Source organism: Arthrobacter sp. SPG23 (genome assembly GCF_000876655.1).
In the GTDB taxonomy this organism is placed as follows: Bacteria; Actinomycetota; Actinomycetes; order Actinomycetales; family Micrococcaceae; genus Arthrobacter.
This window is the reverse complement of the sequence record NZ_JYCN01000009.1, coordinates 177657-204530: the sequence shown is the minus strand read 5'-3', so window position 1 is coordinate 204530 and position 26874 is coordinate 177657. Positions and strand designations below refer to the sequence as shown.

The following is a 26874-nucleotide window of genomic DNA, read 5'->3' as shown; positions in this document are numbered from 1 at the left end:
TGTGGACTGCTGCCCGGCTCCGCCAAAGCAATAAATCCAATCGATGTCCAAATGTTACCGGCACGCCGACGGCCCGCTGGATTTCAGCGGTTCCCGGAAGCTTGATAGAGCTTAACCAATGCAAGAATTCCTCACCCCTGCAATGCCCTTCCTGGCCATGGCGCTCGCAGTAGCGGCCGGCCTGGTCCTCTCCTGGCTGATCCGCAAGACGGTCCTCCGGCTCAACCGCCGCCGCCCCGAACTCCAGGCCACCTCCCGGGTGGCGCGGCTTCCGTTGCGTATGGCCCTCTGCCTGATCGGCGTCCGCGTGGCGCTGGTGCTGACAACGGACGACGGCGGGTGGCGGTCCGCCGTCGACCATCTCCTGCTGATCGCCCTCATGGGCTCCCTGGCCTGGCTCGCGGTCGCGGTGCTGCTGATCGTGGAGGCACTGGTCCTCAGCCGCTACAGCGTGGACGTGGCCGACAACCGCCGTGCCCGGCGCCTGCGGACGCAGATGATCCTGGCCCGCCGGATCGGCGTGGCGCTCATCGTGGTGCTGGCCCTCGGCAGCGTGATGCTGACCTTCCCCGCCATCCAGGCCCTCGGCGCCGGGCTGCTTGCCTCCGCCGGCGTGATCTCAATCGTGGCCGGCCTGGCCGCCCAGACGTCGCTGGTGAACGTGTTCGCCGGCATGCAGCTCGCCTTCACCGACGCCATCCGGGTGGATGACGTCGTAGTGGTCCAGAAAGAGTGGGGCCGGATCGAGGAGATCACCCTGACCTACGTGGTGGTCCACATCTGGGACGACCGAAGGCTCATCCTGCCCTCCACGTACTTCACCACCACGCCGTTCGAGAACTGGACCCGCCGCCAGTCCGAGGTGATGGGTACCGTCGAGTTCGACCTCGACTGGCGCGCTCCCATCGAGGACATGCGTGCCGAACTGCGCACGGTGCTGGACGGAACGGAACTGTGGGACAGTCGCGTGGGAATCCTGCAGATCACGGATGCCACCAACGGCTACGTCCGGGTGCGGATCCTGGTGAGCGCGGCAGACAGCGCCGCCCTTTTCGACCTGCGCTGCCTCATCCGCGAAGCCATGGTGACCTTCCTGCAGCAGGGCCACCCGGAGTCGCTGCCGCACGTCCGCTGGGAACCCGTCCCGCCCGCTCCTTCCCGTGAGATTTCCCGGCAGCCGGCCGTGGATTCCCGGGAGCCGGCGCCGCTGCAGGCCCGTCAGCACTCCGACCCGCAGGATTCCCAGCTCTTCACCGGCTCCGTCGAAGCCATCGAGCGGTCCCGCGCGTTCACCGGTCCCGGCGAGGAAGTCTTCGAGGACCGCGACAAGACCCTCTCGGCACGGAACTAGCAGCCCTTTCCTGCCCGCCCGATCTGAACAATAATCAAACCGAGCCCCACCATCAGACCAGCCGCAAGCAACTGAGGAGACCAGGCCATGACCACCCACGCGGACCCCGCAACGGAACCCCCTGTCAGTGATGCGGCGGACGACGACGAGGCGGCCACGGAACCCGGCTGGTTCCATAAAGCGGTGGTCTACCAGATCTATCCGCGCAGCTTCGCGGACTCCAACGGGGACGGCATCGGCGACCTTCCGGGCATCATCAGCAAGCTGGACTACCTGCAGAAGCTGGGGGTCGACGTCGTCTGGCTCTCCCCCATCTACACCTCCCCGCAGGACGACAACGGCTACGACATCAGCAACTACCGCGACGTGGACCCCCTCTTCGGCAGCCTCGCCGACCTGCAGCAACTGACCGACGGGCTGCATGCGCGGGGCATGAAACTGGTGATGGACCTGGTGGTAAACCACACTTCGGACGAGCACCCGTGGTTCGTGGAATCACGGTCCTCCAAGGACAATCCCAAGCGTGACTGGTACTGGTGGCGGCCGCCCCGGCAAAGTCCCGTGGGCGGCGCCGGCGCAGAACCCAACAACTGGGGCTCCGCGTTCTCCGGCCCGGCCTGGGAGTTCGACCAGGCCACCGGCGAGTACTACCTCCACCTGTTCTCCAGGAAGCAGCCGGACCTGAACTGGGAAAACCCGGAAGTCCGCGCCGCCGTCTACGACATGATGAACTGGTGGCTGGACCGCGGTGTGGACGGCTTCCGGATGGATGTCATCAACTTCATCTCCAAGGACACGGCCCTGCCGGACGGGCCGAAGGGCGACGGCATGCTGTTTGGCGACGGCAGCCCGCACTTCATGTCCGGGCCCCGGATCCACGAGTTCCTGCACGAAATGCACCTGGAGGTTTTCGCCGGCCGGGACAAGCCGCTGCTGACCGTAGGCGAGATGCCCGGCGTCACGGTGGAGGACGCCGTCCTGTTCACCGACCCCGCCCGGCGCGAGGTGGACATGGTGTTCCAGTTCGAGCACGTGGCGCTGGACCAGGAGGACGGCAACAAGTGGCGCCCCAGGAAGCTGCGGCTTACCGACCTGAAGCAATCCCTGGGCCGCTGGCAGGACGCCTTGGCCGAGCGCGGCTGGAACAGCCTCTACTGGGGCAACCACGATCAAGCCCGTGCCGTGTCCCGTTTCGGTGACGACGGGCCGTACCGCGAGCTTTCCGCCAAGATGCTCGCCGGCATCCTGCACCTGCACCGTGGCACCCCGTACGTGTACCAGGGTGAGGAACTGGGCATGACCAACATGAGCTTCGGGGCCATCAGCGACTACCGCGACATCGAGGTGCTCAACCACCACCGGGAAGCAACCACCCATCTGGGCCACACCGACGCCGAGGTCCTGGCCGCCCTGGCGCCCCTGAACCGGGACAACGCCCGCACCCCGGTGCAGTGGGACGCCACCCGGCATGGCGGGTTCACCACCGGATCGCCGTGGATCGCCGTCAACCCGAACACCAGCCACATCAACGCCGCCGAGCAGGAGGACAACCCGGACTCGGTGTTCAGCTTCTACCGCCGGGTCATCGCGCTTCGGCACGCCGAACCTGTGGTGGCGGAGGGCGACTTCACCATGCTGCTGCCCGACGACCAGCACGTGTACGCCTTCCGGCGGACACTCCCCGGGCCAGGCACCGGGGCAGCTGTTGGAGCGACTGCCGGTACGGCTGCCAATGCGGCTTCGACGCCGGGGGTCCAATTGCTGGTGCTCGGCAACTTTTCCGGCGAAGACCGCACCGTGGAGCTCGACGGCGGCGGCTGGGGCGATGCCGAAGCCGGCGCGGATGAGCCGGAGCTGGGCCACTACCCGGCTGAGCTGATCCTGGGCAACTATCCGTCCGACGGGGCCGGGACGCATACTGCGATTCCCCTGCGCCCCTGGGAGTTGAAGGTCTTCCGCCGGCAACACAACACCTGACCAAACACCAGCCAAGCACGCCAGCCAAGCAAGGAGAGCATCATGACTATTCCGCCGCTTCCCGAGCCGGATCCGTTCCCGCCGGAACCGGGACCCACCGGACCGCCCGACCCGGACAACCCGTTCCCGCCCAGCAGACCGGACCCCACGGAGCCCCGGCCGCCGCATCCGGGACCGGAACCATCCCCGACGCCCGGTCCGCTGCCGATTCCGGACCCGGGACCCATGCCACCGGTGCCACCCGCACCGAACCCGGACCCCACACGGTTCTGAAATTCGGCTCACGGCCGCGCTTATCGCCGATGCGTGATTAGCCGATGCGTGGTTAGTCGCCGATGCTGTGCAGGAACCGGCGCACTTCGGTGTTGAACGCCTCCGGCGTTTCGGCTGCGACTAAATGCCCGACGCCGGGAATCACCACGAGCTGCGAACCGGGAATCTGGCGGAGCATTTCCTGTGCCACCGCCAGCGGCGACCGCACGTCTTCTGCCCCGTAGAGCAGCAGCGTGGGGACACTGATGGTGGGAAGTACGTCACGGTAATCGGCATGACCGCTGGCGCTCAGCATGGCCCGCATGCCTGCGGGATGGAAGTCGGCCATGATGGCGCTCGTCTCTGCGACGACGGCGGGATCCGGGCGCTCCGTGAACAACGTGGGCAACCAGACGGGGATGAACTGTTCCGGCGGCTGGTCCAGCTCCGCGAGTATCTGCGCATACCGGCGCTCGACTTCCTCCGGCGGCAGCGAGCCGGCCCAGCCTGCGTAGGCCGAAACCAGCAGCAGGGAGGCCGCCATGTTCGGGTGGCCCCGGTACAGCTCCAGGGCGACGCCTGAACCCCAGGACAGCCCCAGGACGTGCGGTTTCCGCGGCGCCACCTCGCGGAGGAACCCGGCGAGCGCATCGCCCAGTTCACGGCCGGAGAAGTCCGGCGGAGGATCGTCGGACCGGCCGCAGCCCGGGGCATCCCAGGCAATGACCGTGAACTCGCCGGACAGGCCTTCCAGCTGTTGACGCCAGACGCGGCTGTCCTCGTACGCACCGTGAAGAAGTACCAGCGGAGGACCTTGGCCCGCACGCTGATAGCTGATTCGCAGTCCTGAAATCTCAACGGTGTCCATGCCGCACCGCACCTTTGTGGAGCTGACCCTGATGGCTCTGATTCTAGGCCGATCAGGGTCAGCTGCCTACAGGAGCACCCTTCAGCGCTGCGTGGAGCAGCGCCGCTGGGAGCAGCTCGGCTTGGAGCAGCGCCGCTGGAAAAGGGCGGCTTATACCAGGGTGATGTCCCGGGTCCGGTGATCGTAGTTGAAGGTGATCCGGCCGCCGGGGTGGTGGAGTTCGTGGTTGGCGCCGTCAAACGCACCGAACGCCCCGTAGTTCTCATCCCAGGAGCGGTTGAGCGCGATCTTGAAGCTGTAGTGCCCGGCCGGAAGGTCCGTGGTGAGCTTCCACAGCTGGTCCACTGCATCCAGCTTCATCTGCGCTTCGTCGTACTGCGGCGCCCAGTTCGCGGGCGCTCCCAGCAGCACGTTGAAGTCACCGGCGATGGCCACTGCTTCCGGCTGGTCGATCGACTCCACGCTGGGCGCTTCTGCCGGGGTGTCCTCGCTGGCTTTGGCCGGCTTGGCGGCGGCCTTGCGCGTGCGCACAGCCTTCGCCACAGGCGCCACGGCGTCCTCGATCAGCTCAGCAGCCTTTTCGACCACCTTGGCAGCCTTGGAGGGCGCCTTCTTCTTCGGTGCGGCCTTGGGAGCCGCAGCCTTGGCGGGAAGAGACGTGGGGACCGGAATGTCAGCGGGCACCGGAGTTCCCTCGGCGAGAGCGGTGGCAAAGGAGTCAGCATCCGGGAAGGCCACCGTGGCACGGAGGCCGTCCTCGGTGATGGTCCAGCCGCTGCGTCCCTTGACGAGCCAGCCGGCCTTGACCAGCTTGCTGGTGGCGGTGGTCAGTGCCTTGTGTCCCCGGGGAATGCCTCCGCTGAGCAGCTCACTTTCCTTCTCGTTCAGCGGTACCCGGACCGTGGCCTGGGCCAGGACCGCGCCCGCGCCGAGGGTCTCGCCTGACAGAACGCTTTCTGCGAGGATGTCGAGCACTGATTTGAGTCGAACAGTGGTGGTGTCTGCAATAGCCGTGGGCATATTTGTCCTTTCGAGCAGGTGATCACTCAGCATTTTGCCAGTGAACTGTAACTAGAGGCGACTATGGGCGTTAACAACGTGTGTCGTGACCGACTGTGACGCCGAATGCAGCGCAAGTGATCTTAGCGTCTCAGCTACGGGACGGAAACAACGGGACTTTGGGCCTGTTGACAAGCAGGCGGACCAGCTGGATTCCGGACCACCCGTTGTGGGCCCGGAAAGGACATGCCTATAGTGGCGTCCTGCCTCTAATGAGGCGACCTTCCCGTGAAGCCACCGCGCCAGTCCGACATTCCCTCGATGAGGAGACCACCATGGACACCCGAACTCTTGGCACGCTGACCGTTTCTGCCCTAGGCCTCGGCTGCATGGGCATGAGTGAGTTTTACGGCACGGGCGACGACAACGAATCCGTGGCCACCATCCACGCGTTCCTCGACGCCGGCGGAACACTCCTGGACACAGCGGACATGTACGGACCCTTCACCAATGAACAACTGGTGGGACGGGCCATAGCCGGCCGGCGGTCCGAGGTTGTCCTTGCCACCAAGTTCGGCAATGAACGCCGCGAGGACGGCTCCTGGGTTGGCATCAACGGCCGGCCCGACTACGTCCGTTCCGCCTGCGACGCGAGCCTGCAGCGCCTCGGGGTGGACCACATCGACCTCTATTACCAGCACCGCGTGGACAAAACTGTGCCCATCGAGGACACCGTGGGTGCCATGGCGGAACTGGTCCAGGCCGGCAAAGTTCGCCATCTGGGCCTGTCCGAGGCCAGCGCCGACACCATCAGGCGCGCCCACGCAGTCCATCCGATCACTGCGCTGCAAACGGAGTACTCCCTCTGGGAGCGGGAACCGGAGACGAAGGTCTTTCCCTTGCTGGCGGAACTTGGCATCGGCTTCGTACCCTACAGCCCGCTGGGCCGGGGTTTCCTGACTGGCCAGTTGCGCACCCCCGAGGACTTCGCGCCGGACGATTTCCGGCGCCACTCGCCCCGTTTCCAAGGCGGGAACTTCACCCGGAACCTCGAACTGGTGGACAGGGTGAAAGAACTGGCGGACCAGAAGGAGTGCACCCCCGCGCAGCTGGCGCTGGCCTGGCTGCTGGCGCAGGGCGAACACATCGTCCCCATCCCCGGCACCAAGAAACGCGGGCGCCTACGGGAAAACCTCGGTGCGCTCGACGTCGAACTCTCCGACCAGGACCTCACCCTGCTCGACGAGCTGGCCCCTGCCGGGGTGGCGGCGGGGGCACGCTACCCGCACATGGATTCGATCGACGTCTGAGACCGGCCGCCCCAACGCCGCTGGTACAGGAACGCAGCCTCATTGGACGTGCGGCCGCTGGTGTAGAACGCTGCCTCGCACGGCCCGGCCCGGCCCATGGAATGGTGACGCCGGGAAAACCTGCGGCCCAATCCTTGGGTTTGCCCACCTCGAGGTTGTTTTCGTCAGCTTCTTCCACGGCCCCGCAAGCACTCGCCAGGCCCGCGCCAACTTAGGAGTAGCCGAGTTCCGCGAGCAACTCGGTTTTGCGCTCCTCGTCCGCGAACGAGGAGCGGATCGAGTTGGAGGCCAGCCGCACCCGGTCGAACTCGGACAGCCCCAGGACGGTTTGCAGCTGCAGGAAGTTGTCGTCCACATAGCCGCCGAAGTACGCAGGATCGTCCGAGTTCACGCTGACGTTCAGTCCCGCAGCGAGCATGGCCGGCAGCGGGTGCTCGGCCAGGGTGTCCACGGCACGGAGCCGCACGTTGGACAACGGGCATACGGTCAGCGGCACGCGCTCCGCGACGAGGTGCTCCACCAGGTCGGGGTCCTCCATGCAGCGGATGCCGTGATCGATCCGCTCCACGTCCAGCAGTTCCAGCGCATCGATAATGTACGACGGCGGGCCCTCCTCGCCGGCGTGCGCGATCCGGTGCAGACCTGCTTCCTTCGCCCGCGCGAACAGCCGTTCGAATTTGGCCGGGGGGTTGCCCACCTCGGCCGAGTCGAGGCCGATGCCGGCGATGGGCGCGTTCATGGCCAGCAGCTGTTCCAGGACTTCGAGGGCCGATTCCTCGGACAGGTCTCGCAGGAACGCGGCGATGAGCAGGGTGGACACCCCGAACTCCTCCAGCGAGTTGGCCAGCACGGAGGCGACCCCGTTCACGCAGGTTCCCAAGGGGACTCCGCGGGATACGTGGGCCTGCGGGTCCATCATGATTTCGGCGTGCCGCACTCCCGCGGCCGCCGCACGGGCAAGGTAGGCGCGGGTCATATCCGCGAAGTCCTGCTCCGTCTGCAGCACGGCCATGTTGGCGTAATACAGGTCAAGGAAGGACTGCAGGTCGGTGAACTCGTAGCGGGCGCGCAGCTCGTCCAAGTCCGCGTACGGCAGTGTGATGCCGTTCCGTTCGGCAAGGGCGAAGATCAGCTCCGGCTCCAACGTCCCCTCAATGTGGAGGTGCAGCTCGGCCACCGGCAGAAGCTTGACAGGCTGGTCTGTTGCGGCCTCTTCGGCGTCTGGCTGTGCCGCACCGGGCTGTTCAGTCAGGGGCTGATCGGCCAAAGGCTGTCCAGCGTCGGATACAGGAGCATCGCTGAGTGCTGGCGCGCCGCCGGGTCCGGGCGCGCCGTCGTAAGTTTCCATCCGGTAAGGATATGCCCGCAGCGCCCGCGCACCGATAGAGTCGAACCAATGCAACATAACAAGCAGGCTTCCAATATGCCCTTCCTGACTCCGGACCACCCCACCGACGGATTCGTCCGGGTGCGCGGAGCGCGGGAAAACAACCTGCGCAACGTGGACGTGGACGTGCCCCGGGACGCCATCGTCGCGTTCACTGGCGTTTCCGGTTCCGGCAAGTCATCCCTCGCCTTCGGCACCATCTACGCGGAAGCCCAGCGCCGCTATTTCGAGTCCGTGGCCCCGTACGCCCGGCGCCTCATCCAGCAGGGACACAACCCCAAGGTGGAGCTGATCACGGGGCTGCCTCCCGCCGTCGCGCTCCAACAGCGGCGCGGTACGCCGAGCAGCCGGTCCACCGTGGGTACGGTGACCACCCTCTCCAACTCTCTGCGCATGCTGTTCTCCCGCGCCGGCACGTATCCGGAAGGCACGGCCCAGCTGGACTCGGACGCGTTTTCGCCGAACACGGCCGCCGGCGCCTGCCCCGTCTGCCACGGACTGGGCATTGCCCACACGGTCAGCGAATCATCCCTGGTGCCGGACACGTCGCTGAGCATCGCCGACGGCGCCATCGCGGCCTGGCCGGGCGCGTGGCAGGGCAAGAACCTCCGCGACATCCTCAGCCACCTGGGCTACGACGTCAACACGCCGTGGCGGAAGCTGCCCAAAAAGCACCGCGACTGGATCCTCTTCACCGAGGAACAGCCCGTAGTGGAGGTGACGCCGAAGCGGGACCGGGTGGCCAAACCGTACAAGGGCCGCTTCTGGAGCGCCAAGAGCTACGTGCTCCACACGCTGGCCGACTCCAAGAGCGACACCATGCGCCAGCGCGTGCTCCGGTTCATGGAAACGGGACCGTGCGAGCGCTGCGGCGGCAGCGGCCTGACGCCCGAGGCCCTGGCGGTCACGTTCGCGGGCCGCACCATCGCCGAGCTCAATGCCGTGCCCATGGCGGAACTCGCAGAGATCATCCGGCCCACCAGCAACCTCAAGGACGCGGGGACGGCCAGCCGGGCTGCGGCCTCGGGCGAAACCAACGAAGTGGCGGTCGCCATCACCCGTGACCTCCTGCTGCGGATCACCGTGCTGCTGGAGCTGGGCCTGGGCTACCTCGCCCTGGGCCGGGCAACGCCCACGCTCTCCCCCGGCGAAATGCAGCGCCTGCGGATCGCCACCCAGCTGCGCTCCGGCCTGTTCGGCGTGGTCTACGTGCTGGACGAGCCGTCCGCCGGGCTCCATCCCGCCGACGCCGAGCCCTTGCAGGCCGTGCTCGAAGCGCTCAAGTCCTCCGGGAATTCGGTGTTCGTGGTGGAACACAACATGGACGTGGTCCGTCGTGCCGACTGGCTGGTTGACGTTGGGCCCCGCGCCGGCGAAGGCGGCGGCGAGATCCTGTACAGCGGCCCCGTGGCCGGGCTCGCGGAGGTGGAATCGTCCGTCACGCGGCCCTTCCTGTTCCCGGACGGCGGCGGCGCGAATCGCGACAGCCGGAAGAATCACGGCAAGAAGAACGACGGCGGCGCGCGCGGGCAGGCTGAGGTCAGGCAGGCGGACGGCTGGCTCGGGTTGAAAGGCATCAGTCGGCACAACCTTCGCGATCTCGATGCGGAGTTCCCGCTGGGCATCCTGACCGCGGTCACGGGCGTTTCGGGCTCGGGCAAGTCCACGCTGGTGAGCCAGGTCCTGGCCGAGGTGGTGGGGGCGCGGCTGCATCCGGAAGCGGCTCAGAATGCGGCCGCCGCGGCGGTAACCGCCGAAGACCTGGAATCGGGGGACGCCGGGTCCGGAGAACCGCTCATCGTTTCCGAAGCTGTCGCAGAAACCAGCGGAATGGAGCGGATAGACCGGCTGGTGCGGGTGGACCAGAAGCCGATCGGCCGCACGCCGCGGTCCAACCTGGCAACGTATACCGGACTGTTCGACGCCGTGCGCAAGGAATTCGCTGCCACCGAGCAGGCACGCGCCCGGGGTTTCGGCGCAGGACGGTTCTCCTTCAACGTGGCCGGCGGCCGCTGCGAGACCTGCCTGGGCGAAGGGTTCGTGGCCGTGGAGCTGCTGTTCCTCCCGGGAAGCTACGGCCCCTGCCCTGAATGCGGGGGGTCGCGCTACAACCCGGAGACGCTTGAGGTGACGTACGACGGCAGGAACGTGGCCGAAGTGCTGGCCATGACCGTGGACGCCGCCGCGGAGTTCCTTGCCGGCGTTCCCGCCGCTGCCCGCAGCCTGCAGACCCTGCGCGACGTGGGCCTGGGGTACCTCCGGCTGGGCCAGCCCGCCACCGAGCTCTCGGGCGGCGAGGCCCAGCGGATCAAGCTGGCCACGGAGCTCCAGCGGGCACGCCGCGGCCACACGCTGTACCTGCTGGACGAGCCCACCACAGGACTCCACCCTGCGGACGTCCAGCTGCTCATGGCGCAGCTGCACGGCCTGGTGGACGCCGGCAACACGGTCGTCGTGGTGGAACACGAGATGGACGTGGTGGCCGCCGCGGACTGGGTGATCGATCTCGGCCCGGCCGGTGGCGACGCCGGCGGTGAGATCGTGGCATCCGGGACGCCCGCCGCCGTCGCGCGTTCCGCGACTAGCCGTACGGCGCCGTACTTGGCCACGGCGCTGTCTCACTGATCGGCGCAGGCCATCACGCGCCCCCCGAGGGGACGCCGGTTATGCCGGGTATGTATTTCGATTTGATAACGGGGCGGCACTGTCTTAGCGTGGAACGTAATCCCGCCAAGCGGGACAACGAATGCCCGGTGCTGCCACCACCAGTTACTGCCCGGCCGGCAGACACCGTACATGACCTCTAGTTCGTCAGGGGCGGGCAGTGGCGCGACAACGTCCGGGGACGGACCGAGCGCAGGTGGCCCTCAGGAGCATCCACTTTCATGAACACCTCCACTCGCATGAACACACGCATGACCAAGTCCAAGGTGGGCACCGCGGCGCGCCGCGGAGTGACGCTGGCCGCCGTTTCCGCGGCAGGTCTCGCGCTGTCCGCCACAGCCGCCAACGCGGCCGTGCCCACGGCAACCAGCACCAGCACCTGGGACGCACTCGCCCAGTGTGAGAGCGGCGGCAACTGGAGCACCAACACCGGCAACGGGTTCAGTGGCGGGCTGCAGTTCACGGACAGCACCTGGGCGGCGTACGGCGGCACCGGATCGGCGGCCAACGCCACCCGAGAGCAGCAGATCGCCGTGGCCGAGAACGTCCAGGCCAGCCAGGGCTGGGGCGCCTGGCCCGCCTGCGCTGCCCAGCTGGGCCTTAGCGGCGGCGGCGGAGCACCCGCACCCAGCGTTCCGGTCACCCCGGCCCCCGCCGAGGTACCGGTGCAGGCCGCGCAGGCACCCGTGCAGGCAGCCTCGGCCGCAGTGGCTCCGGTGCAGGCCGAACCCCGCCACGCCGCACAGGTTCCGTTGAGCGGCGAAACCTACACGGTTGCGGCCGGCGACACCCTGAGCACCGTCGCCGAAAAGCTGGACATCACCGGCGGCTGGCAGACCCTTGCCGACGCCAACACGGACACCATCGTGGACCCCGACCTGGTGTTTGAAGGACAGGTGCTTCAGCTGCCCGCCTAGGGTTTAGGCTGCAAAGCGTTAAACAACGACGCCGGAGCGTTCCCTTGGCGGGGAGCTCCGGCGTCGTTGTTTCTTAAGTCAGTTGTTTTAGGCCGCCTGCGTGAAGAGCGCCTGCGGCAGTTCGCGGACGATCCGGACTTTCCAGGCGGAGTCGTCGCTGGTGTCCAGAAGGGCCACGGTGCCGATGTGCAGGTGCAGGGCCACCCGCTTTGCGGCCAGGAGCTCCAAGTAGAGGTGCTCGTTCATGCGCGACGGCGAATCGATCACGAACTTCACCGCGTCACGCACCTTGCGGTAGTTGTCGCTGCGTTCGCGGTGCAAGTGCAACTCCAGCGAGTGGCGCTGGCGCACCTTCGGCTCATGCGCGTTGAGCCACGAAACTGCTGCGTGCACTCCGACGACAACGGCGAGGGACACGGCGTAGATCCACCATCCGGTGGACAGCAGGAACAGGGGAAGGTTGGCGATGGCCACCACCGCAATGAACAGGCGGAGGGCAACGATGCGCCGGAGTGTGAGGGCGACTGAGCCGAGGGCGGCGCGGAAGCCGTGCTGCTCCTTGCGGGCCGCTTCCGGGTCGATGGTGAATTCATCAAGCACCAGGATGCCCTTGGCTTCCGGGCTCAGCATTTGTCCGAACTTCGGCGTGAACGGAACTGCTTGGGTAAGTGTCATTTCGTGTCTTCCGGAGGGTGGCTGAGGCGGGATTTGGTTGGGGTCATCTTAGTGAAATTGTGACCGTGTTGTCTCCCCCGTCTCAGCATACGGTCCAGTAGACTACGCCGCGCTGCTCTCAGGCCGCTCACATCCTAACAGCGTTTGCCGCTGCGCCGGCGCTAGCTCAGCGCTGTGCCGCCGCCGCCGGCATTTGGTCTGGGACCGCGGCACCTCCACACTTGAAGGATGCAGACTTTCCTTCCCTACCCAGATTTCCAGCAGAGCGCCGCGGTCCTCGACCGCGTCCGGCTCGGCAAGCAGCGTGTCGAGGCGCTGCAGACACTGCGTGCGCTGGTGATCCCGGAGTACGGCTGGCAGTCGCACCCGGCCATCCGCATGTGGATGGGCTACGTCCCCGCACTGACCATGTACGGCCTGGCCATGGTTGATGAATGGATCGCCCGCGGCGGCGAGGACACCACCCGCGCCAAGATCCTCGAATTCGCACCGCAGGCAGACCACGCAGCCTACGCCGCCAAGATCCCCATGCCGCCGTGGCTCGGCGAGCCCGACCTGCACCTCAGCCACCGCTCCCGGCTGCTGCAGAAGGAACCGCGCTTTTACAGCGAGCTGTTCCCCGGAACGCCGGCGGACCTGGAGTACGTCTGGCCTGAACCCCGGCATGAGTTCCTCCCCGAGGATCCGGTGGGCGACCGCCTCTGGATCCTGCGTGCCCAGGTGGGAGACACCGCCCCGGACAAGCTCGACACCATCAGCCTGCCGGAGGTTGGCCGCGCCGCGAAGGCCGCCGCCCATTCGGACGAGTACGAGTTCGTGTACGCCGACACTGACTCGCGGCGCCCGGCCAAGAACCCCAAGAAGCGGCCGCCCAAGCAGCTCGTGAAAAAGCCCACTCGGAAGCGCCAGCAGCAGGAGGAGGCCTTCCGCACCCTGCCCGGCAACTCGGCAATCGCCGTGCCGTTCGACGGCGGCGCCACGTTCGCGATCGGCAAGGTCCAGGGGCGCCCCATCACGGTGGACGGCCGTTTCGCCCGGAACTTCCAGGTCACGGACGTCGTGGAACGCTCCTCGTTCGACTACCCCGCCCTGTTGCAGGACCCGCGGCTGTTCTTCCCGGTTCCGGCACCCTAACCGTCAATCGCGGGCCTGGCCAAGGCTTCGCCGCCGCTCTGGCAGACTGGCCCGTATGACTGTTCTTATGGCCGGCTGCGGCGATCTGGGTACCGAGGCCGGGCTGCGTTTCGCGGCAGCCGGCCACCGCGTGGTGGGGTGGCGGCGGTCGCCGGGCAAGCTTCCGGCCGCCATCGAGGGTGTTGCGGCTGACCTGGCCCGGCCGCCGCTGCCGCCGATCCCGGCGGACACCACCGCCGTCGTCATCGCGGTAGCGGCCGACTCCCCCACCGAAGAGGCCTACCGGGCCGCCTACGTGGACGGACTCTCGAACGTCCTGGATGCGCTGGAGCGCGACGCGAAACTTGTGCCGGTAAGGGAGCGCGGTGCCGCGGCGCTGCCGTCGCCGCTTCGGCGTGTGTTGTTCGTCTCCTCCACTGCCGTGTACGGCGACGCGGAAGGCGGCTGGGTGGATGAAAGCACGACGCCGGCACCCGGCGGATTCTCCGGCCGCATCATCCGCGAGGCGGAGGATCTGCTGCACCAGCGCCTGGACGGCACCGGGATCAGCCCAGTGGTGCTCCGCTTGGGCGGCATTTACGGTCCGGGGAGGACCAGGCTGATCGACCAGGTCCGCTCAGGGGCTGCGGTGGCCCCGGCGGAGCCGCGCTACACCAACCGCATCCACCGGGACGACGCCGCGGCGGCGATCGTGCACCTCTGCACCACGGCCGCCGACCCCGGCCCCGTGTACCTCGGCGTGGACAACGATCCCGCGGAGCTCGGCGAGGTCCAGCGTTTCCTGGCCGACGAGCTGGGACTCCCGCGGCCGTCGTCGGACGTTCCGGGTGGTGCCAGCGGCGGCGGAGCGGGCGGCGAGCCGTCCCGGGGCGGCAATAAACGGTGCAGCAATGCCCTCCTCAGGAGCACCGGGTTCGAGTTTGCCTACCCCACCTTCCGTGAGGGGTACCGCGCGATCCTCGCGGGCGAAGGAGTCCGCCACCCGTGATGCCGCTGCACTTTTCTTTGTCCGAAGCCTTGTAAGGGGAACAGTGGATTTCCAGCACATTATCGAGACCGTAGGCAGGTTCATGGACTTTGCCGGCGTCGCCGTGATGGTGATCGGCGCCGTCGTTTCCATCCCCATGGCGCTGCGGGGATTCCAGCCGAAACGCCTGCCGCCGGGATCCGAGCCGCTTTCCGTCTACCGCTCCTACCGGCAACTGTTGGGCCGTTCCATCCTGCTCGGCCTTGAACTCCTGGTGGCAGCGGACATCATCCGGACGGTCGCCGTGACGCCGACCTTCGAGAGCGTGGGCGTGCTGGCGATCATCGTGCTCATCCGGACCTTCCTGAGCTTTTCGCTGGAGCTGGAAATCACCGGCCGCTGGCCCTGGCAGAAACAGCCCGCCGGCGCGGTAGCCTCTGCTGGCGCGTCGAGCTCATCATCGGAGGGCTGAAAGCCTTCACCCGTGTCAGCCCCCTCGGTTAGGCTCGCAGCATGACTGAAACCAACGCCGCTAAAGCCACCGAACTGCTTCGCCTCCACCAGGCACCGGAAATCCTGCAGGTCATCAACGTCTGGGACGCCATCACCGCAAAGGTTGCCGCCGATGTCCCGGGTACCGCCGCCCTGGCCACGGCCAGCCACTCCATTGCGGCCTCGCTGGGTTACGAGGACGGCGAGAACATCCCCCTGGACCTCATGATCGAAGCCGTGGGACGCATCGCAGCATCCACCACCCTTCCGGTCAGCGCGGACCTCGAATCCGGCTACAGCAACCCGGGCGAGACAATCCGGAAGGCGATCGGCGTGGGAATCGTTGGCGCCAACATCGAGGACCAGATGCGTCCGCTGGCCGACGCCGTCGCCCAAATGGATGCCGCCGCCCAGGCAGGCCAGGCCGAAGGCATCGATTTCGTCCTCAACGCACGCACCGACGCTTTCCTCAAGGGCAAGGACCGCGACCCCGCTGACGTGCTGGCCGACGCCATCGAACGCGGCCGGGCGTTCCTCGACGTGGGAGCAACCACCGTTTTCGTTCCCGGTCTGCTGGACGAGCCCACCGTGGCCGCCCTGGTTGACGGCATCGGCTGGAACAAGGTGTCCGTCATCAACGTTCCGGGGTCCCTTGCTCCGGCCAAGCTGCAGGAACTGGGCGTGGCCCGCATTTCCTATGGCCCCTGGACCCAGCGGGTGGCCCTGACGGCCTTTGCCGACGCCACCGCCGGGCTCCTGGCCGGGGGTGCGCTGCCCGAGGGAACACGGGCACTCAACTAGTGGCCGGTCCGGAGCTGCAGGGCCTGGGATTGCCACACCCGTGGCCGGAGCCGCCGGAGTTGCCCTCCCCCGTGATCATGGACCAGCGGTGGACCGACGCGGTGTTCCTGCACTGGCGCATCCCCGAAACGGCGGCGGCAGCGTTCATGCCGGCCGGGGTGGTGCCGGACGTTTTCGACGGCTCGGCGTGGGTGGGGCTGATCGGCTTCCGCATGCAGAAGGCGGGCATCGGCCGCGGCCCCGCAGTGCCGTTCTTCGGGGATTTCAACGAGATCAACGTCCGGCTGTATTCGCGGGAACCGGACGGCACCCGGGGCGTGGTCTTCCTGAGCCTGGACGCGGACCGGCTGGCCGTGGTGCTGGCCGCACGCGCGGCCGGCATTCCGTATGTGTGGTCGCATGCCCGCTTCCGTTCGGCCCACCCCGGCAGCCCAGCAACAGGCTATTCGGTGCGGCGGTTCCGGCGCGGGGCAACGAGCGACTTCGCGGTTGTTCCTGCGCTCGACGACGCGGCCGCGGATCCGCTGTCCATCCACCTCACGGCCAGGTTCGGGCTGCACTCCCGCTTCCGCGGCCGCACGCTGTACATCCCGAACACCCATTCGCCCTGGCCGCTCTACCGGGCTGAGCTGACGGTCCTTGAGGACGGGTTGATCGGCGCCGCCGGACTCGATGTGGCGGGTCCGCCCGAGTCCGTGCTGTTCTCCCCCGGCGTCCGGACCCAGTTTGGCCGGCCGCGGGTGCTTGGCGCCTAACCGCACAATCGGCAGGGCTGGCCTGCCGGGCGAAGGGACGTAGTCCCCTGGCAGGCCCCCGGGCGTAGATTAGGGCCTCCCCTACGTCCGGCACGGCACCGGACTTCCGGGCTACGCCAAACTACGCGGACGAAACTAGCCGGAAGGCGTAGCGGCTCTCGGCCCCGTTACTCGGGGCCATGTTGAAGTCCGCCCCCTTGGTGGGCAACTCCACCGACGCTTTAAAGACGTCACCGTTGCAAGGGACGCGCACTGGGGCCAAAACTTCGACCCCTGCCCAACTGGACACCGAAAATTGAGCTTCGGGCGGTCCTTCGCAGATGAAGTGCACTTCGTAGCTGCCCGGTTCTGCTGGCATACCCATGCTGGTGGGGGAGTTCGAGCCTGCGGAACCTGCGTGCTGTCCAGCTATTTCGGGTTGTAGCTGCTGCGCTAACCACTCCGCCATGTCTTTCAGCGCTGCGGCGCGCGGATCAGTATTGGGCCGGATGGTGACGCCAGCCGCGGCGGGCTTGTCCATGGGCGGGGTGGCACTGATGGTGATGGGCCCGCCGGTGTGCCGGATGAAGCGCTCCATGACGGAGTCACACGTGTAGGGCACCGTTAGTGGTGCCTTTTCGCCTTCAACAATGGAGACCTTAAGGCCGTGAACACCGGCACATGCGCCCTTGACCATGTAGTCACCGGGAACGAGATCAACCGACAGTTCCCCGGCCGGCTCCGTTTCCGACGGCATTCCAGGATCCTCCGCAGATATCTCGAGCAACCTTGCCACGTCGTCGACGTTGTCCTCAAAAGATGGCTTCTGCTCGCTACCGCCCTGAGTCGGCGAGACGGCGGCGTTGTCCCCCGGCCCGCTGTACTCACATCCTGCCAACGGAATGACCAGGGCTGCTGCAACAAACCAAGATCTTGCTAAACGCATCTGTTCCCCCCGGAGCTGACGTCGTCCTGAGTCTAACCCCCTGTTTCGCGGTTCAGCATGCTCGGGGACACCGAAGGGTCGCGGGCAGCCCAACGGACGCGAAGGCATCTATTGTGGGAAAGAACGGGACGGGGCTCCAGTGGCGGCGCAAGCCGGTGCGGCCGATGACGGTCAGGCTTGGACCACCAGCAAGAGGCCCGGACGCGCAGGGACGTAGAGAAAAGAGAGCACCATGGGCAACGAACAGGCGGCACCTGAGACGAAAGGCGTCACGGTGGAGTTACTTTCAACGGTTGCCCTTGGCCCCGAGATCGAGGGCATGGAAGGACTCCAACTTCGAACGCGAATGGTGACCATCGAGCCCGGCGGCGTCTTCGGCCCGGTTCACGACCACGTGGGCCGGCCTGGCAGCGTCTACATCCTGCAGGGAACGATCACTGACCATCGAAACGGAGTCGCCACGGACTACGGGCCCGGAGTGGGATGGCCCGAGGACCGGAACACGACCCACTGGCTCGAGAACAGGGGAACCGTTCCGGCGGTGGAGATCTCGGTCGATATCGTCAGGCAGGGCTGATGAGGGCCTCGAGCCGTACTTCGTGAGGGCGTTAACCCCTACCGTCCCGCCGCGTAGCCCTGCGCACCGCGCGGGTTCGCTGCGCCCTGCAGGACACCCGCCCGGGGATCACGGACGACGGCGGACAACCGTCCCAGCGTCCAGTCGCCGGCCCACGTGATCCGGTGGCCACGGCGTTCCAGGCCGGCAATGACGTCCTCACCCAGTCTGCCCTCCACCACTGCGCCGCCGGGCTCCCAGGTGCGGGGCCAGAACGACCCCGGCATCGACGTCGTATGGAACGTCGGCGCATCGATGGCCTGTTGCGGAGCGTAGCCGCCCACGATGGTCCGCAGCAGGTACGGGAGTTGCCATTGGTCCTGCTGGTCGCCGCCGGGCGAGCCCAGCGCCGTAACAGCCGTGCCGTTGCGCAGCACGAGGGTGGGCGTCAGGGTGGTGCGGGGACGCTTCCCGGGGGTGAGCGTGGAGGGTGTTCCGGGTTCGAGCCAGGTCATCTGCAGCCGGGTTCCCAGGCAGAAACCCAGCTCGGGAATCGCCGGGGAGGACTGCAGCCACCCGCCTGACGGAGTTGCCGAGATCATGTTGCCCCAGCGGTCCACCACATCGATATGGCATGTGTCGCCGCGCGTCTCGCCGGTCGCCAGCACCGTCGGCTCACCCGCGCCGGCGCCGGTGCCGCCCCCGCGAAGACCCGGCCCGTCGTCGTCGTTCGCGACCGGCGGCGGCTCGTACTCCGTCCGCAGCGGCGGGACAAACGGTTCGTGTCCAGGAACCCGGCCGGGCCGGAACTCATGCGAGGCCCGCTCCGTGATCAGTTCCCGGCGCTCCGCGGCGTACCCTGCGGACAGCAGGTAGTCGAGCCGAACATCCGTGTCGCCGTAGTAGGCCTCCCGGTCGGCGAGCGCCAGTTTCTGCGCCTCCAGAATGGTGTGCGCACCCAGTTCCGTAGACGGGTCAAGGTACTCGTCCGCGAACCCGTCCAGGATCGCAAGGGTCTGGAGGAGCGCCGGGCCCTGGCCCCACGGACCCGTCTTCGCGATAGTGTGTCCCCTGAACTCCAGAGTGGCCGCGGCTTCGTAGCTGGCCTCGAATCCCTCGAGGTCACCCATCTCCAGCACGCCGCGGTGGTCAGTCCCGGACGAATGCCGGTGCGGCGTCTGCACGGACTGCACCATGGCCTTTGCCACAAAACCTTCACGCCATTCCCGGCGTGCAGCGTCGATGCGCGCTTCCCGCGTGGGCTCCGCGGTTCCTGCCTCCACCAGCCGTTCAAGGGTCCGCGCGTAGGCCGGATTCCGGACCAGCTCCCCCTCGGCGGGGATTCTGCCCCCGGGCATCCACAGCTCGGCGGACGTGGGCCAGTGCTCGGTGAACAGCTCGGAAACGGCTGCGATCGTCGCGCCAACCCTTCCCAGCACCGGATGGCCGTCGCGGGCGTACCCGATCGCGAACTCGAGCACGGCCTCCAACTCCCAGGTCCCGTGATCGCGCAGCAGCAGGAGCCAGGCGTCGACGGCGGCGGGCACCGCCGCCGCCAGGGCGCCTGAACCAGGCACCAGTTCCAGGCCCTCCGAGCGATAGTGCCCGGGCGTCGCGCCGGCGGGGGCCGGCCCCTGCCCCATCAGGACCACCGGTTTGCCTGGTTCCCCGGCAGTGACGAACACCCCGGTCATGTCCCCGCCCGGCCCGTTCAGGTGCGGCTCGACGACGTGGAGCACAAACGCCCCGGCGGTGGCGGCGTCGAACGCGTTCCCGCCACGTTCCAGCACCGCCTGGGCAGCCGCGGTGGCGAGCCAGTGCGTCGAGGCGCTCATCCCGAAGGTTCCCCGCAGGGTGGGGCGCGTGGTGAAGGGATCGGGCCGGGTGAAAGTCATGGGGACCACTGTAACCACAGCCGGCAGCGGTAGGACGGATTCCGGCGGGCCGGATTGGCGGTTACTTGCCCAGGCCGGCCTTCCGAAGTGCCTCGGCCATGGCGGTGTTGACCGGCGCGGGCTTTGGCGGCGGCGTCCGCTTGGCATCGGCGCGGTCGTTCCGCGGCTGGTTGCCGTTAGTCCGGCCCTGGCCGCCGTCACTCCCCTGCCGGGGTGCGCCGTTCCCCTGCCGTGGCGCGCCGTTCCCCTGCCGCCCGGAAGCAGCGGGCCGGGCACCGGCAGCCGCCGGCCGGCCGCCGGAAGATGCCGGCTCGTCGTCGAGCCTCAGCGTGAGCGAGATGCGCTTCCTTTCCGGATCGGCTTCAAGGACCTTTACCCGCACCACCTGTCCGGACTTCACCACTTCGCGCGGATCGGACACAAAACGGTTGGCCAGCGCGGAAACGTGCACCAGCCCGTCCTGGTGCACCCCGACGTCCACGAACGCCCCGAACGCGGCCACGTTGGTGACGGTCCCTTCCAGGATCATCCCGGGCCGGAGGTCGGAGATCTTCTCGATGCCTTCCGAGAACTTGGCGGCCGCGAATTGCGGCCGCGGGTCCCGGCCGGGCTTTTCCAGTTCGGAGATGATGTCCTGCACCGTGGGCAGTCCGAAGGCGCCATCCACGAAGTCCTGCGGGTTGAGCGAAGCGAAGCTCCCGGCAGTGGACTTGGCGCCCGCTGACTTTCCGCCCGCGGCGGCGAGGATCTTCCGTGCCACCGGGTAGGCCTCCGGGTGCACGCTGGATGCATCCAGCGGCTCCGCGCCGCCCGTGATCCGCAGGAACCCCGCGCACTGTTCGAAGGCTTTGGCACCCAGCCGCGGCACCTTTTTCAGCTCACTGCGCTTGGCGAACGGCCCGTGCTCGTTCCGGTACGCCACGATGTTCTCGCTCAGCAGCGGTCCGACGCCGGCCACCCGGCTCAGCAGCGCCGGCGATGCCGTGTTGACGTCCACGCCCACGGCGTTCACGCAGTCCTCCACCACGGCGTCCAGGCTGCGGTCCAGCTTGGCGGCCGTGACATCGTGCTGGTACTGCCCCACGCCGATCGATTTCGGCTCGATCTTCACCAGCTCAGCCAGCGGATCCTGCAGGCGCCGGGCGATGGACACCGCACCGCGCAGGGAAACATCCATGCCGGGCAGCTCGGCGGCAGCCAGCGCCGACGCCGAGTACACCGAGGCGCCGGCTTCGGATACCACCAGCTTTTCCGGCGCCCGGGTTCCGGCGCCGGCCTGCCCCGCTGACTCCGCGGACAGCTTCTTGATCAGTTCAAGGGCCAGCTTGTCCGTCTCGCGGGAGGCCGTCCCGTTGCCGATCGCCACCAGTTCGACGGCGTGCTGGCGCGCCAGCCGCACCAGCGTGGCCAGGGCCTCGTCCCACTTCCGCGCCGGGGCGTGCGGGTACACAGTGTCCGTGGCCACCACCTTGCCGGTCCCGTCCACCACCGCCACCTTCACGCCGGTGCGCAGTCCCGGGTCGAGTCCCAGCGTTGCCCGGTTGCCCGCCGGCGCCGCCAGCAGGACGTCGCGAAGGTTGGCGGCGAAAACCCGAACCGCCTCGTCCTCGGCCGCGGCGAACATCCGTCCCCGCAGGTCGGCCGTGAGCCGGGCCAGCACGCGCGAGCGCCACGCCACGCGCGCTGTCTCCAGCAACCACGGGTCGGCGGGCCGGCCGCGGTCCGCAACCCCGAGGAACCTGGCCACAGCGGATTCATACCGGCCGCGGGCGGCGGCCAGGGCGTCGTCGTCGGACGGTTCAGCTTCGGCGAGGTCCAGCTCCAGCACCCCGTCCTTTTCCCCGCGGAGCAGCGCCAGGACGCGGTGCGACGGCATCCCGGAGGGCGCCTGCGAAAACTCGAAGTAGTCCTTGAACTTCTGGCCCTCGGCCTCCTGGCCCTTCTTCACGCGGGACACCATGCGGCCCTGCGTCCAGAGCCGTTCACGCAGCGTCGCGGCGAGGTCCGGGTCCTGTGCCACGCGCTCCACCAGGATGGTCCGGGCGCCCGCCAGCGCTGCCGCGGCGTCGTCGATGGAATTTTCAGCGTTCACGTATTTGGCGGCCTCGCGCTCCGGGTCCAGTTCCGGGCGCTTGAGCAGGGCGTCGGCGAGCGGCTCGAGCCCCGCTTCACGCGCTATCTGGGCCTTGGTCCGCCGTTTGGTCTTGAAGGGAAGGTAAATGTCTTCCAGCCGGGATTTCGTGTCGGCGCCCACGACGGCGGCCTCCAGTTCCGGCGTCAGCTTGCCTTGCGCGGCAATCGCTTCAAGGACCGTCCGACGGCGGTCCTCCAGTTCGCGCAGGTACCGGAGCCGCTCCTCGAGGTCGCGGAGCTGGGTGTCGTCCAGCGTCCCGGTGGCTTCCTTGCGGTACCGGGCGATGAAAGGCACCGTCGAGCCGCCGTCGAGCAGTTCCACTGCGGCCTTCACCTGCCACGCCTTGACGCCCAGTTCGCCGGCTATCTGGGCCGCGATGTGGTCGGCAGTGGAGTCAGCGGTTTTGGTGGCGGACGGGGAAGGGCGCTGCGGGATGTGGTTCACCCAGAACATTTTGCCTTACCGGGCCGACACTGTGCCGCTGTTTCGTCCCTGTACCGGCCCCGAACCGGTCAAAACTGGGGCTATCCACAGGGGAAAAGAAGTGATGTAGTGGCAGTTGGGGGAGCCATGCGATCTACGGAGGCGGTCCACGATGCAGGAGTTGCTCATCATCCTTCAGGGCGGCTTTGAGGAGGACAATGTCACGGTTTTCGTCAACGGCAAGCAGGCGAGGCGCGATACCGAACTTTCCACGAATCCGCTGCTTGGCATAGCCGAGGAGGTCGCGATCCCGCTACCGGCGCGCGGCGCCACCATCGGCGTCGACGTGACCAGCCGGGGCCTGTCCGGTGGCCTGAAACTCAGTGGCAAACCCAAGAGCCTCCTCGTGTCCATCGAAGACGGCAAACTGCTGGTGCGGGAGGGGACGGGCCGCGAGGCGTTCCTATAGCGCCGCGGCGGCCTGCTCGGGTCAGCTGTCGGTAGACTCCCGCGGGATCATTCCCGACCGGCTGAGGAGAGCCTTGGTCTTCGGATGTTGGGGGCGGGTGAAGATGGCTTCCGGCGGCCCCTGCTCGACGATGACACCTTGATCCATAACGACGATACGGTCCGCAATTTCCCTGGCGAACTGCATTTCATGGGTGACAATGACCATGGTTGTCCCCTGCTGGGCGATTTTCTTGATCACTGCAAGAACCTCCCCCACCAGCTCCGGGTCCAGCGCGGACGTCGGTTCGTCGAAGAGCATGACGCTGGGTTCCATGGCCAGAGCCCGCGCAATGGCCACACGTTGCTTTTGACCGCCGGAGAGTTTGCTCGGATAGTTCTCCATCTTGTCGCCAAGCCCCACCAATTCCAACGTGGGTATGGCGATTTCCCGGGCAGCCGTGGCCGACATTTTTTTGACGTCGCGGAGCGGCGCCATGACGTTGCCGAGCGCGGTCTTGTTCAGAAACAGGTTGAACTGCTGGAAGACCATTCCGATATCGGTGCGCTTTTTCGCGGTGATGGAGGCTTTTTCGCTGATCAGTTCCCCGTCCTTCTCCTCGTAGCCGATGAGATGGCCGTTGACATAGATTCTCCCGGCCTCGATGGTTTCAAGTTTGTTGATGCAGCGTAATAGCGTGCTTTTGCCCGACCCGCTGGAGCCAAGAATGGCCACGGTTTCGCCCCGGTGGACCGTTAGATCGACCCCCTTGAGAACTTCGACTCGTTTTTGCACGTGGGCCCGGCCAGTAAGTCGGCTCCACAGCGGACGCTTCGTTTCGGAGACGAACGTTTTGTGGACGTCGCGAACGTTGATGATGGTGTCGTCAGCCACTGGAGCGTGCCTTTCGTTCAAGCACTACCACGACCCGCGAGAGTGGGAGGCTGATTATGAGATACAGGATGGCCGCGGCGGTGTAAATGGCCGTGGTTTGAAACGTCTGGCTGTTGAGGATGTTGGCCGTCTTCAGGATTTCCGTAACTGCGATCACCGAGGTGAGGGCGGTGTCCTTGATCATGGCGATGAAGTAGTTTCCAATCGGTCCCATGGAGACAACGAACGACTGGGGAATCACGACCTTCCACAGTGTCTTGGTCGGAGTGTATCCGAGGGATAGCGCAGCCTCGGTCTGGCCGTGCTCCACCGACAGGATGGCAGACCGGAACACCTCGGACAGATAGGCCGCATAGTTCAGCCCCAGGCCCAGGATGCCGGCCGGAACCGGCTCGATCTCGACTCCGATGCTCGGGAGCACGAAGAAGATGTAAACCAACTGCACCAGCAGCGGGGTTCCGCGGATGACCTCGAGGTAGAAGGTGGCGATGCCGCGAAGGATCTTGATGCTGGAGATTCGCGCCAGCGCGATCAGCAGGCCCAAAACAAGGGCGAGCACCATGGCTCCAAGCGCCAATTGCACAACAACGGGTACAGCGACAAGTAATGCCGGGAATACGGCGAGGGTGTTATTTATGAAGTCCATGAGGGGATCCCTAGCTCAGGGTCCACGCATGGGCCGGCGGCTGTCGGCGTCGTTATTCCTTCAGACTGGCGGCCTGCTGCGCGTGAACCTACTTGGCTGCGTTGGCTTCGGTCAGACCGTACTTCTTGAGGATCTCAAGGTACTTCGGTGATTTCTTCAGGTCGGCCAGTCCGGAATTGAGGTCATTCAGCAACTGCGTATCGTCCTTGCGCACGCCGGCACCGATAATGCCTGGGTAGTACGGCTCGTAGGGCGTTACAAGCTTCAACTTCGGATTCGGTTTCTGCACCAGGCTGTACCCAACAACCGCACTGTCCGTGAACACGGCGTCGACCTGCTTGTTTTCAAGCGCTGCGAGCAAAGCCGCTTGGGAATCGAAGAGCTTCACCTGGCTTCCCCCCAAGGTCTCGATGAGGTCTTTGAACACAGTGCCTGTCTGTGCTCCGAGGACTTTGCCTTTGACATCGTCCCGGGAAGCAAGGGTGGAATCAGCCGGCACCACCATTGCCTCGCCCTCGGTATACCAGGGGTCAGTGAAATTGATTTGTTTCTTGCGGTCGTCCGTGATGTACATGGCATCCACAATGACGTCGGCTTTCTTTGCCGACAGAGCAGAAATCAGCGTGGCGAACTCGGACGTGAAGACTTTCACCTTCCATCCCTTTTTAGCTGCAATTTCGTTGATCATCTCTCCGTCAATCCCTTTGAGTTCCCCTGTTGCCTGATCGGTGAAGGAGAAGGGGGCATCGTTGGACGTGGCGATGGTGATGGTCTTCTGCTCCCCGCCGCCGCCCCCGCCGCTGGATGAACCGGAGCCACACGCCGATAGCGCCAAGGCAGCCACGAGCCCCATGGGTAGCAGTGCCCTGAGGCGCTTGCTCAGTTTGATCGAACTTTTCATCTTGGTGCCTTTGATAGAGAGGGATGGTACTAGCGGTTGAAACGATTGAGTCGGAGCGTCGCCGTGGCTTTGTGGGCTTCCATGCCCTCGAAAGCGGAAATCTCTGAAACGTAAGGGGCCAGCTGCGGAGTAGCCTCCCTCTCAACCCGTTGAAACGTCAGCGGCTTGAGGAACCTGGCTACGGACAGACCGGCCGATGACCGTGCGCCGCCACCGGTGGGCAGCACGTGATTGGTGCCGGAGATGCCTTTGTCCGAGTAGGCCACTGTGGACCATGACCCCAAGAAAATGGAGCCATAGTTCTTAAGGTTCTCGTGGTAATAGTTGTCATCGACGGTCTGGATTTCCAGATGCTCCGGAGCCAGCAGATCCATGATTTCCACGGCTGTTTCCCGACTATCGGCCACGTACACCGTTCCAAAATCGCGCCAGGCCGGACCGGCGATGTCCCGGGTGGCCAGGGTTTCAAGTTGCATTTCGATGTGGCGGATGACTTCCTCAGCCAGGGGCGCCGAGGTGGTCACCAGGGATGCCGGTGACTGCGGACCATGTTCGGCCTGGCCCAGCAGGTCTGCTGCAACGAGTTCCGGATCCGCGGATTCGTCAGCGATTACGGCGACCTCGGACGGCCCTGCGAGAAGATCGATGCCCACCCGGCCGAAGAGCTGGCGCTTGGCCTCCGTAACGTAGGCGTTACCGGCTCCGACCAGGATGTCCACGGGTTGGTCACCGAGCAGTCCAAATGCCATGGCCGCCAGTGCCTGCACGCCTCCGATGGCGAATGCCCTGTCCACCCCTGCCAAGTACGCAGCGTGCAGTACCGCGGGATGCCCGCCGGTGGGGCTGGTGGGCGGAGTGCACGCGATGACGCTGGGAACGCCCGCCGCCTTGGCGACACCCACGGTCATGAAGGCGCTTGCGAGGATGGGAAAGCGCCCGGCGGGAAGGTAGGCGCCAACGCGGGAAACAGGGATGTACTTCTGCCCTGCCACGACGCCCGGCAGGACCTCCGTCTCGAAGTCGGTCAGGTGTTTTCGTTGCTCGACGGCAAACAGGCGGGTACGGTCCGCGCCGACGCGGAGCGCTTCACGGAGTGCAGGAGGGAGCCGGTCACCGGTTTGAGCCAATTCAGCCTGGCTGATCTCGACGTCGTTGCCTGTCCAGCCGTCGAGTTTCCGCGAGTATTCAAGAACGGCGTCCATGCCGTTCTTCTCGATGTCTGCGAGCATTTCAGAAACGGATCGGATGACTTCCGGAATACGTTGAGCAGCGACGCCCCCGATTTCGGGCACCTTAAGCGCGGTGAAATTACCCCGGATAAATGCCTTGTCGGTGTCGCCGATCCACATCACGAATAACCTGTTCTTGAGTTATGCACAGGAGACCCTTGAGTATTACGATGCGCCTATACATGGCTATGCGCAATAGTCCTAGTTGTTAGACCTGCAGGCTTGCCTCACGAGCCCAGCATGGTTCCAGGGCGGTCCATCTCGCCGCCCTGGA

General features: G+C 66.4%; 23 protein-coding genes. 12 read left to right on the top strand and 11 right to left on the bottom strand.

The window, feature by feature from the left end:
- Window positions 1-118: 118 nt before the first annotated feature.
- Complete coding sequence (locus TV39_RS04255) at window positions 119-1351, top strand: mechanosensitive ion channel family protein (protein ID WP_235347266.1); 1233 nt, start codon at window positions 119-121, stop codon at window positions 1349-1351.
- Window positions 1352-1438: 87 nt separating this feature from the next.
- On the top strand, window positions 1439-3328 hold the full coding sequence (locus tag TV39_RS04250; protein ID WP_082049485.1) for an alpha-glucosidase: 1890 nt from the start codon (window positions 1439-1441) through the stop codon (window positions 3326-3328).
- A 325-nt stretch (window positions 3329-3653) separates the two neighbouring features.
- On the opposite strand, the gene TV39_RS04245 is transcribed toward TV39_RS04250, so the two are convergent.
- On the bottom strand, window positions 3654-4448 hold the full coding sequence (locus TV39_RS04245) for an alpha/beta fold hydrolase (RefSeq protein ID WP_043478768.1): 795 nt from the start codon (window positions 4446-4448) through the stop codon (window positions 3654-3656).
- A gap of 150 nt (window positions 4449-4598) precedes the next feature.
- Entirely contained in the window at window positions 4599-5468 is an 870-nt protein-coding gene (locus TV39_RS04240) for a pullulanase X25 domain-containing protein (protein WP_043478766.1), read from the bottom strand.
- A 314-nt stretch (window positions 5469-5782) separates the two neighbouring features.
- Between TV39_RS04240 and TV39_RS04235 the strand changes: the two genes are divergently transcribed.
- The gene (locus TV39_RS04235; protein ID WP_043478763.1) at window positions 5783-6757 is read left to right on the top strand and encodes an aldo/keto reductase; all 975 of its coding nucleotides are present in this window, start codon (window positions 5783-5785) and stop codon (window positions 6755-6757) included.
- Between the two features lie 211 nt (window positions 6758-6968).
- Here the strand turns inward: TV39_RS04235 and TV39_RS04230 are convergent, their stop codons facing one another.
- Entirely contained in the window at window positions 6969-8105 is a 1137-nt protein-coding gene (locus TV39_RS04230; RefSeq protein ID WP_235347265.1) for an adenosine deaminase, read from the bottom strand.
- Window positions 8106-8153: 48 nt separating this feature from the next.
- Here TV39_RS04230 and TV39_RS04225 point away from each other — a divergent pair, with 48 nt between their 5' ends.
- Complete coding sequence (locus tag TV39_RS04225; RefSeq protein WP_043478760.1) at window positions 8154-10769, top strand: excinuclease ABC subunit UvrA; 2616 nt, start codon at window positions 8154-8156, stop codon at window positions 10767-10769.
- Between the two features lie 260 nt (window positions 10770-11029).
- Complete coding sequence (locus tag TV39_RS04220) at window positions 11030-11725, top strand: LysM peptidoglycan-binding domain-containing protein (protein ID WP_144406307.1); 696 nt, start codon at window positions 11030-11032, stop codon at window positions 11723-11725.
- A gap of 87 nt (window positions 11726-11812) precedes the next feature.
- Here TV39_RS04220 and TV39_RS04215 read toward each other — a convergent pair whose 3' ends face one another.
- The gene (locus TV39_RS04215; RefSeq protein ID WP_043478755.1) at window positions 11813-12400 is read right to left on the bottom strand and encodes a hypothetical protein; all 588 of its coding nucleotides are present in this window, start codon (window positions 12398-12400) and stop codon (window positions 11813-11815) included.
- 228 nt (window positions 12401-12628) lie between these two features.
- Here TV39_RS04215 and TV39_RS04210 point away from each other — a divergent pair, with 228 nt between their 5' ends.
- The 5 genes from TV39_RS04210 to TV39_RS04190 all read left to right on the top strand — a co-directional run bounded on the left by TV39_RS04210 (window position 12629) and on the right by TV39_RS04190 (window position 16549).
- Window positions 12629-13534 carry an MSMEG_6728 family protein gene (locus TV39_RS04210; protein WP_043478752.1) on the top strand — a complete coding sequence of 302 codons (906 nt, stop codon included), beginning with the start codon at window positions 12629-12631 and terminating at the stop codon, window positions 13532-13534.
- 55 nt (window positions 13535-13589) lie between these two features.
- On the top strand, window positions 13590-14522 hold the full coding sequence (locus tag TV39_RS04205) for an SDR family oxidoreductase (protein ID WP_043478749.1): 933 nt from the start codon (window positions 13590-13592) through the stop codon (window positions 14520-14522).
- A 43-nt stretch (window positions 14523-14565) separates the two neighbouring features.
- Window positions 14566-14973 carry a DUF1622 domain-containing protein gene (locus tag TV39_RS04200; RefSeq protein ID WP_043478746.1) on the top strand — a complete coding sequence of 136 codons (408 nt, stop codon included), beginning with the start codon at window positions 14566-14568 and terminating at the stop codon, window positions 14971-14973.
- A 41-nt stretch (window positions 14974-15014) separates the two neighbouring features.
- Window positions 15015-15794 carry an isocitrate lyase/PEP mutase family protein gene (locus TV39_RS04195; RefSeq protein ID WP_043478743.1) on the top strand — a complete coding sequence of 260 codons (780 nt, stop codon included), beginning with the start codon at window positions 15015-15017 and terminating at the stop codon, window positions 15792-15794.
- Between the two features lie 77 nt (window positions 15795-15871).
- Window positions 15872-16549 (top strand): YqjF family protein, encoded by a 678-nt coding sequence (locus TV39_RS04190; protein WP_043479135.1) that lies wholly within the window; start codon window positions 15872-15874, stop codon window positions 16547-16549.
- Between the two features lie 121 nt (window positions 16550-16670).
- Here the strand turns inward: TV39_RS04190 and TV39_RS04185 are convergent, their stop codons facing one another.
- Window positions 16671-17285 carry a hypothetical protein gene (locus tag TV39_RS04185; RefSeq protein WP_144406306.1) on the bottom strand — a complete coding sequence of 205 codons (615 nt, stop codon included), beginning with the start codon at window positions 17283-17285 and terminating at the stop codon, window positions 16671-16673.
- A 421-nt stretch (window positions 17286-17706) separates the two neighbouring features.
- On the opposite strand from TV39_RS04185, the gene TV39_RS04180 reads away from it, so the two are divergent.
- Window positions 17707-18051, top strand: coding sequence for a cupin domain-containing protein (locus tag TV39_RS04180; protein ID WP_043478738.1), 345 nt, complete (start codon window positions 17707-17709; stop codon window positions 18049-18051).
- 38 nt (window positions 18052-18089) lie between these two features.
- On the opposite strand, the gene TV39_RS04175 is transcribed toward TV39_RS04180, so the two are convergent.
- Window positions 18090-19925 carry a gamma-glutamyltransferase family protein gene (locus TV39_RS04175; protein WP_043479132.1) on the bottom strand — a complete coding sequence of 612 codons (1836 nt, stop codon included), beginning with the start codon at window positions 19923-19925 and terminating at the stop codon, window positions 18090-18092.
- 61 nt (window positions 19926-19986) lie between these two features.
- On the bottom strand, window positions 19987-22512 hold the full coding sequence (locus TV39_RS04170) for a Tex family protein (protein WP_043478736.1): 2526 nt from the start codon (window positions 22510-22512) through the stop codon (window positions 19987-19989).
- Between the two features lie 142 nt (window positions 22513-22654).
- On the opposite strand from TV39_RS04170, the gene TV39_RS04165 reads away from it, so the two are divergent.
- Window positions 22655-22951 carry a hypothetical protein gene (locus TV39_RS04165; RefSeq protein WP_043478734.1) on the top strand — a complete coding sequence of 99 codons (297 nt, stop codon included), beginning with the start codon at window positions 22655-22657 and terminating at the stop codon, window positions 22949-22951.
- A gap of 21 nt (window positions 22952-22972) precedes the next feature.
- Here TV39_RS04165 and TV39_RS04160 read toward each other — a convergent pair whose 3' ends face one another.
- The 4 genes from TV39_RS04160 to hisD form a co-directional block, all read right to left on the bottom strand.
- Window positions 22973-23824, bottom strand: coding sequence for an ATP-binding cassette domain-containing protein (locus tag TV39_RS04160; protein ID WP_144406305.1), 852 nt, complete (start codon window positions 23822-23824; stop codon window positions 22973-22975).
- A complete protein-coding gene (locus tag TV39_RS04155) occupies window positions 23817-24470 on the bottom strand; it encodes an amino acid ABC transporter permease (RefSeq protein WP_043478732.1) in 654 nt (217 codons plus the stop codon). Before TV39_RS04155 ends, TV39_RS04160 begins: the two co-directional genes overlap by 8 nt.
- An 88-nt stretch (window positions 24471-24558) precedes the next feature.
- Window positions 24559-25371 carry an ABC transporter substrate-binding protein gene (locus tag TV39_RS04150; protein WP_043478730.1) on the bottom strand — a complete coding sequence of 271 codons (813 nt, stop codon included), beginning with the start codon at window positions 25369-25371 and terminating at the stop codon, window positions 24559-24561.
- Window positions 25372-25400: 29 nt separating this feature from the next.
- Complete coding sequence (gene hisD / locus TV39_RS04145; protein WP_043478728.1) at window positions 25401-26720, bottom strand: histidinol dehydrogenase; 1320 nt, start codon at window positions 26718-26720, stop codon at window positions 25401-25403.
- Window positions 26721-26874: the final 154 nt, after the last annotated feature.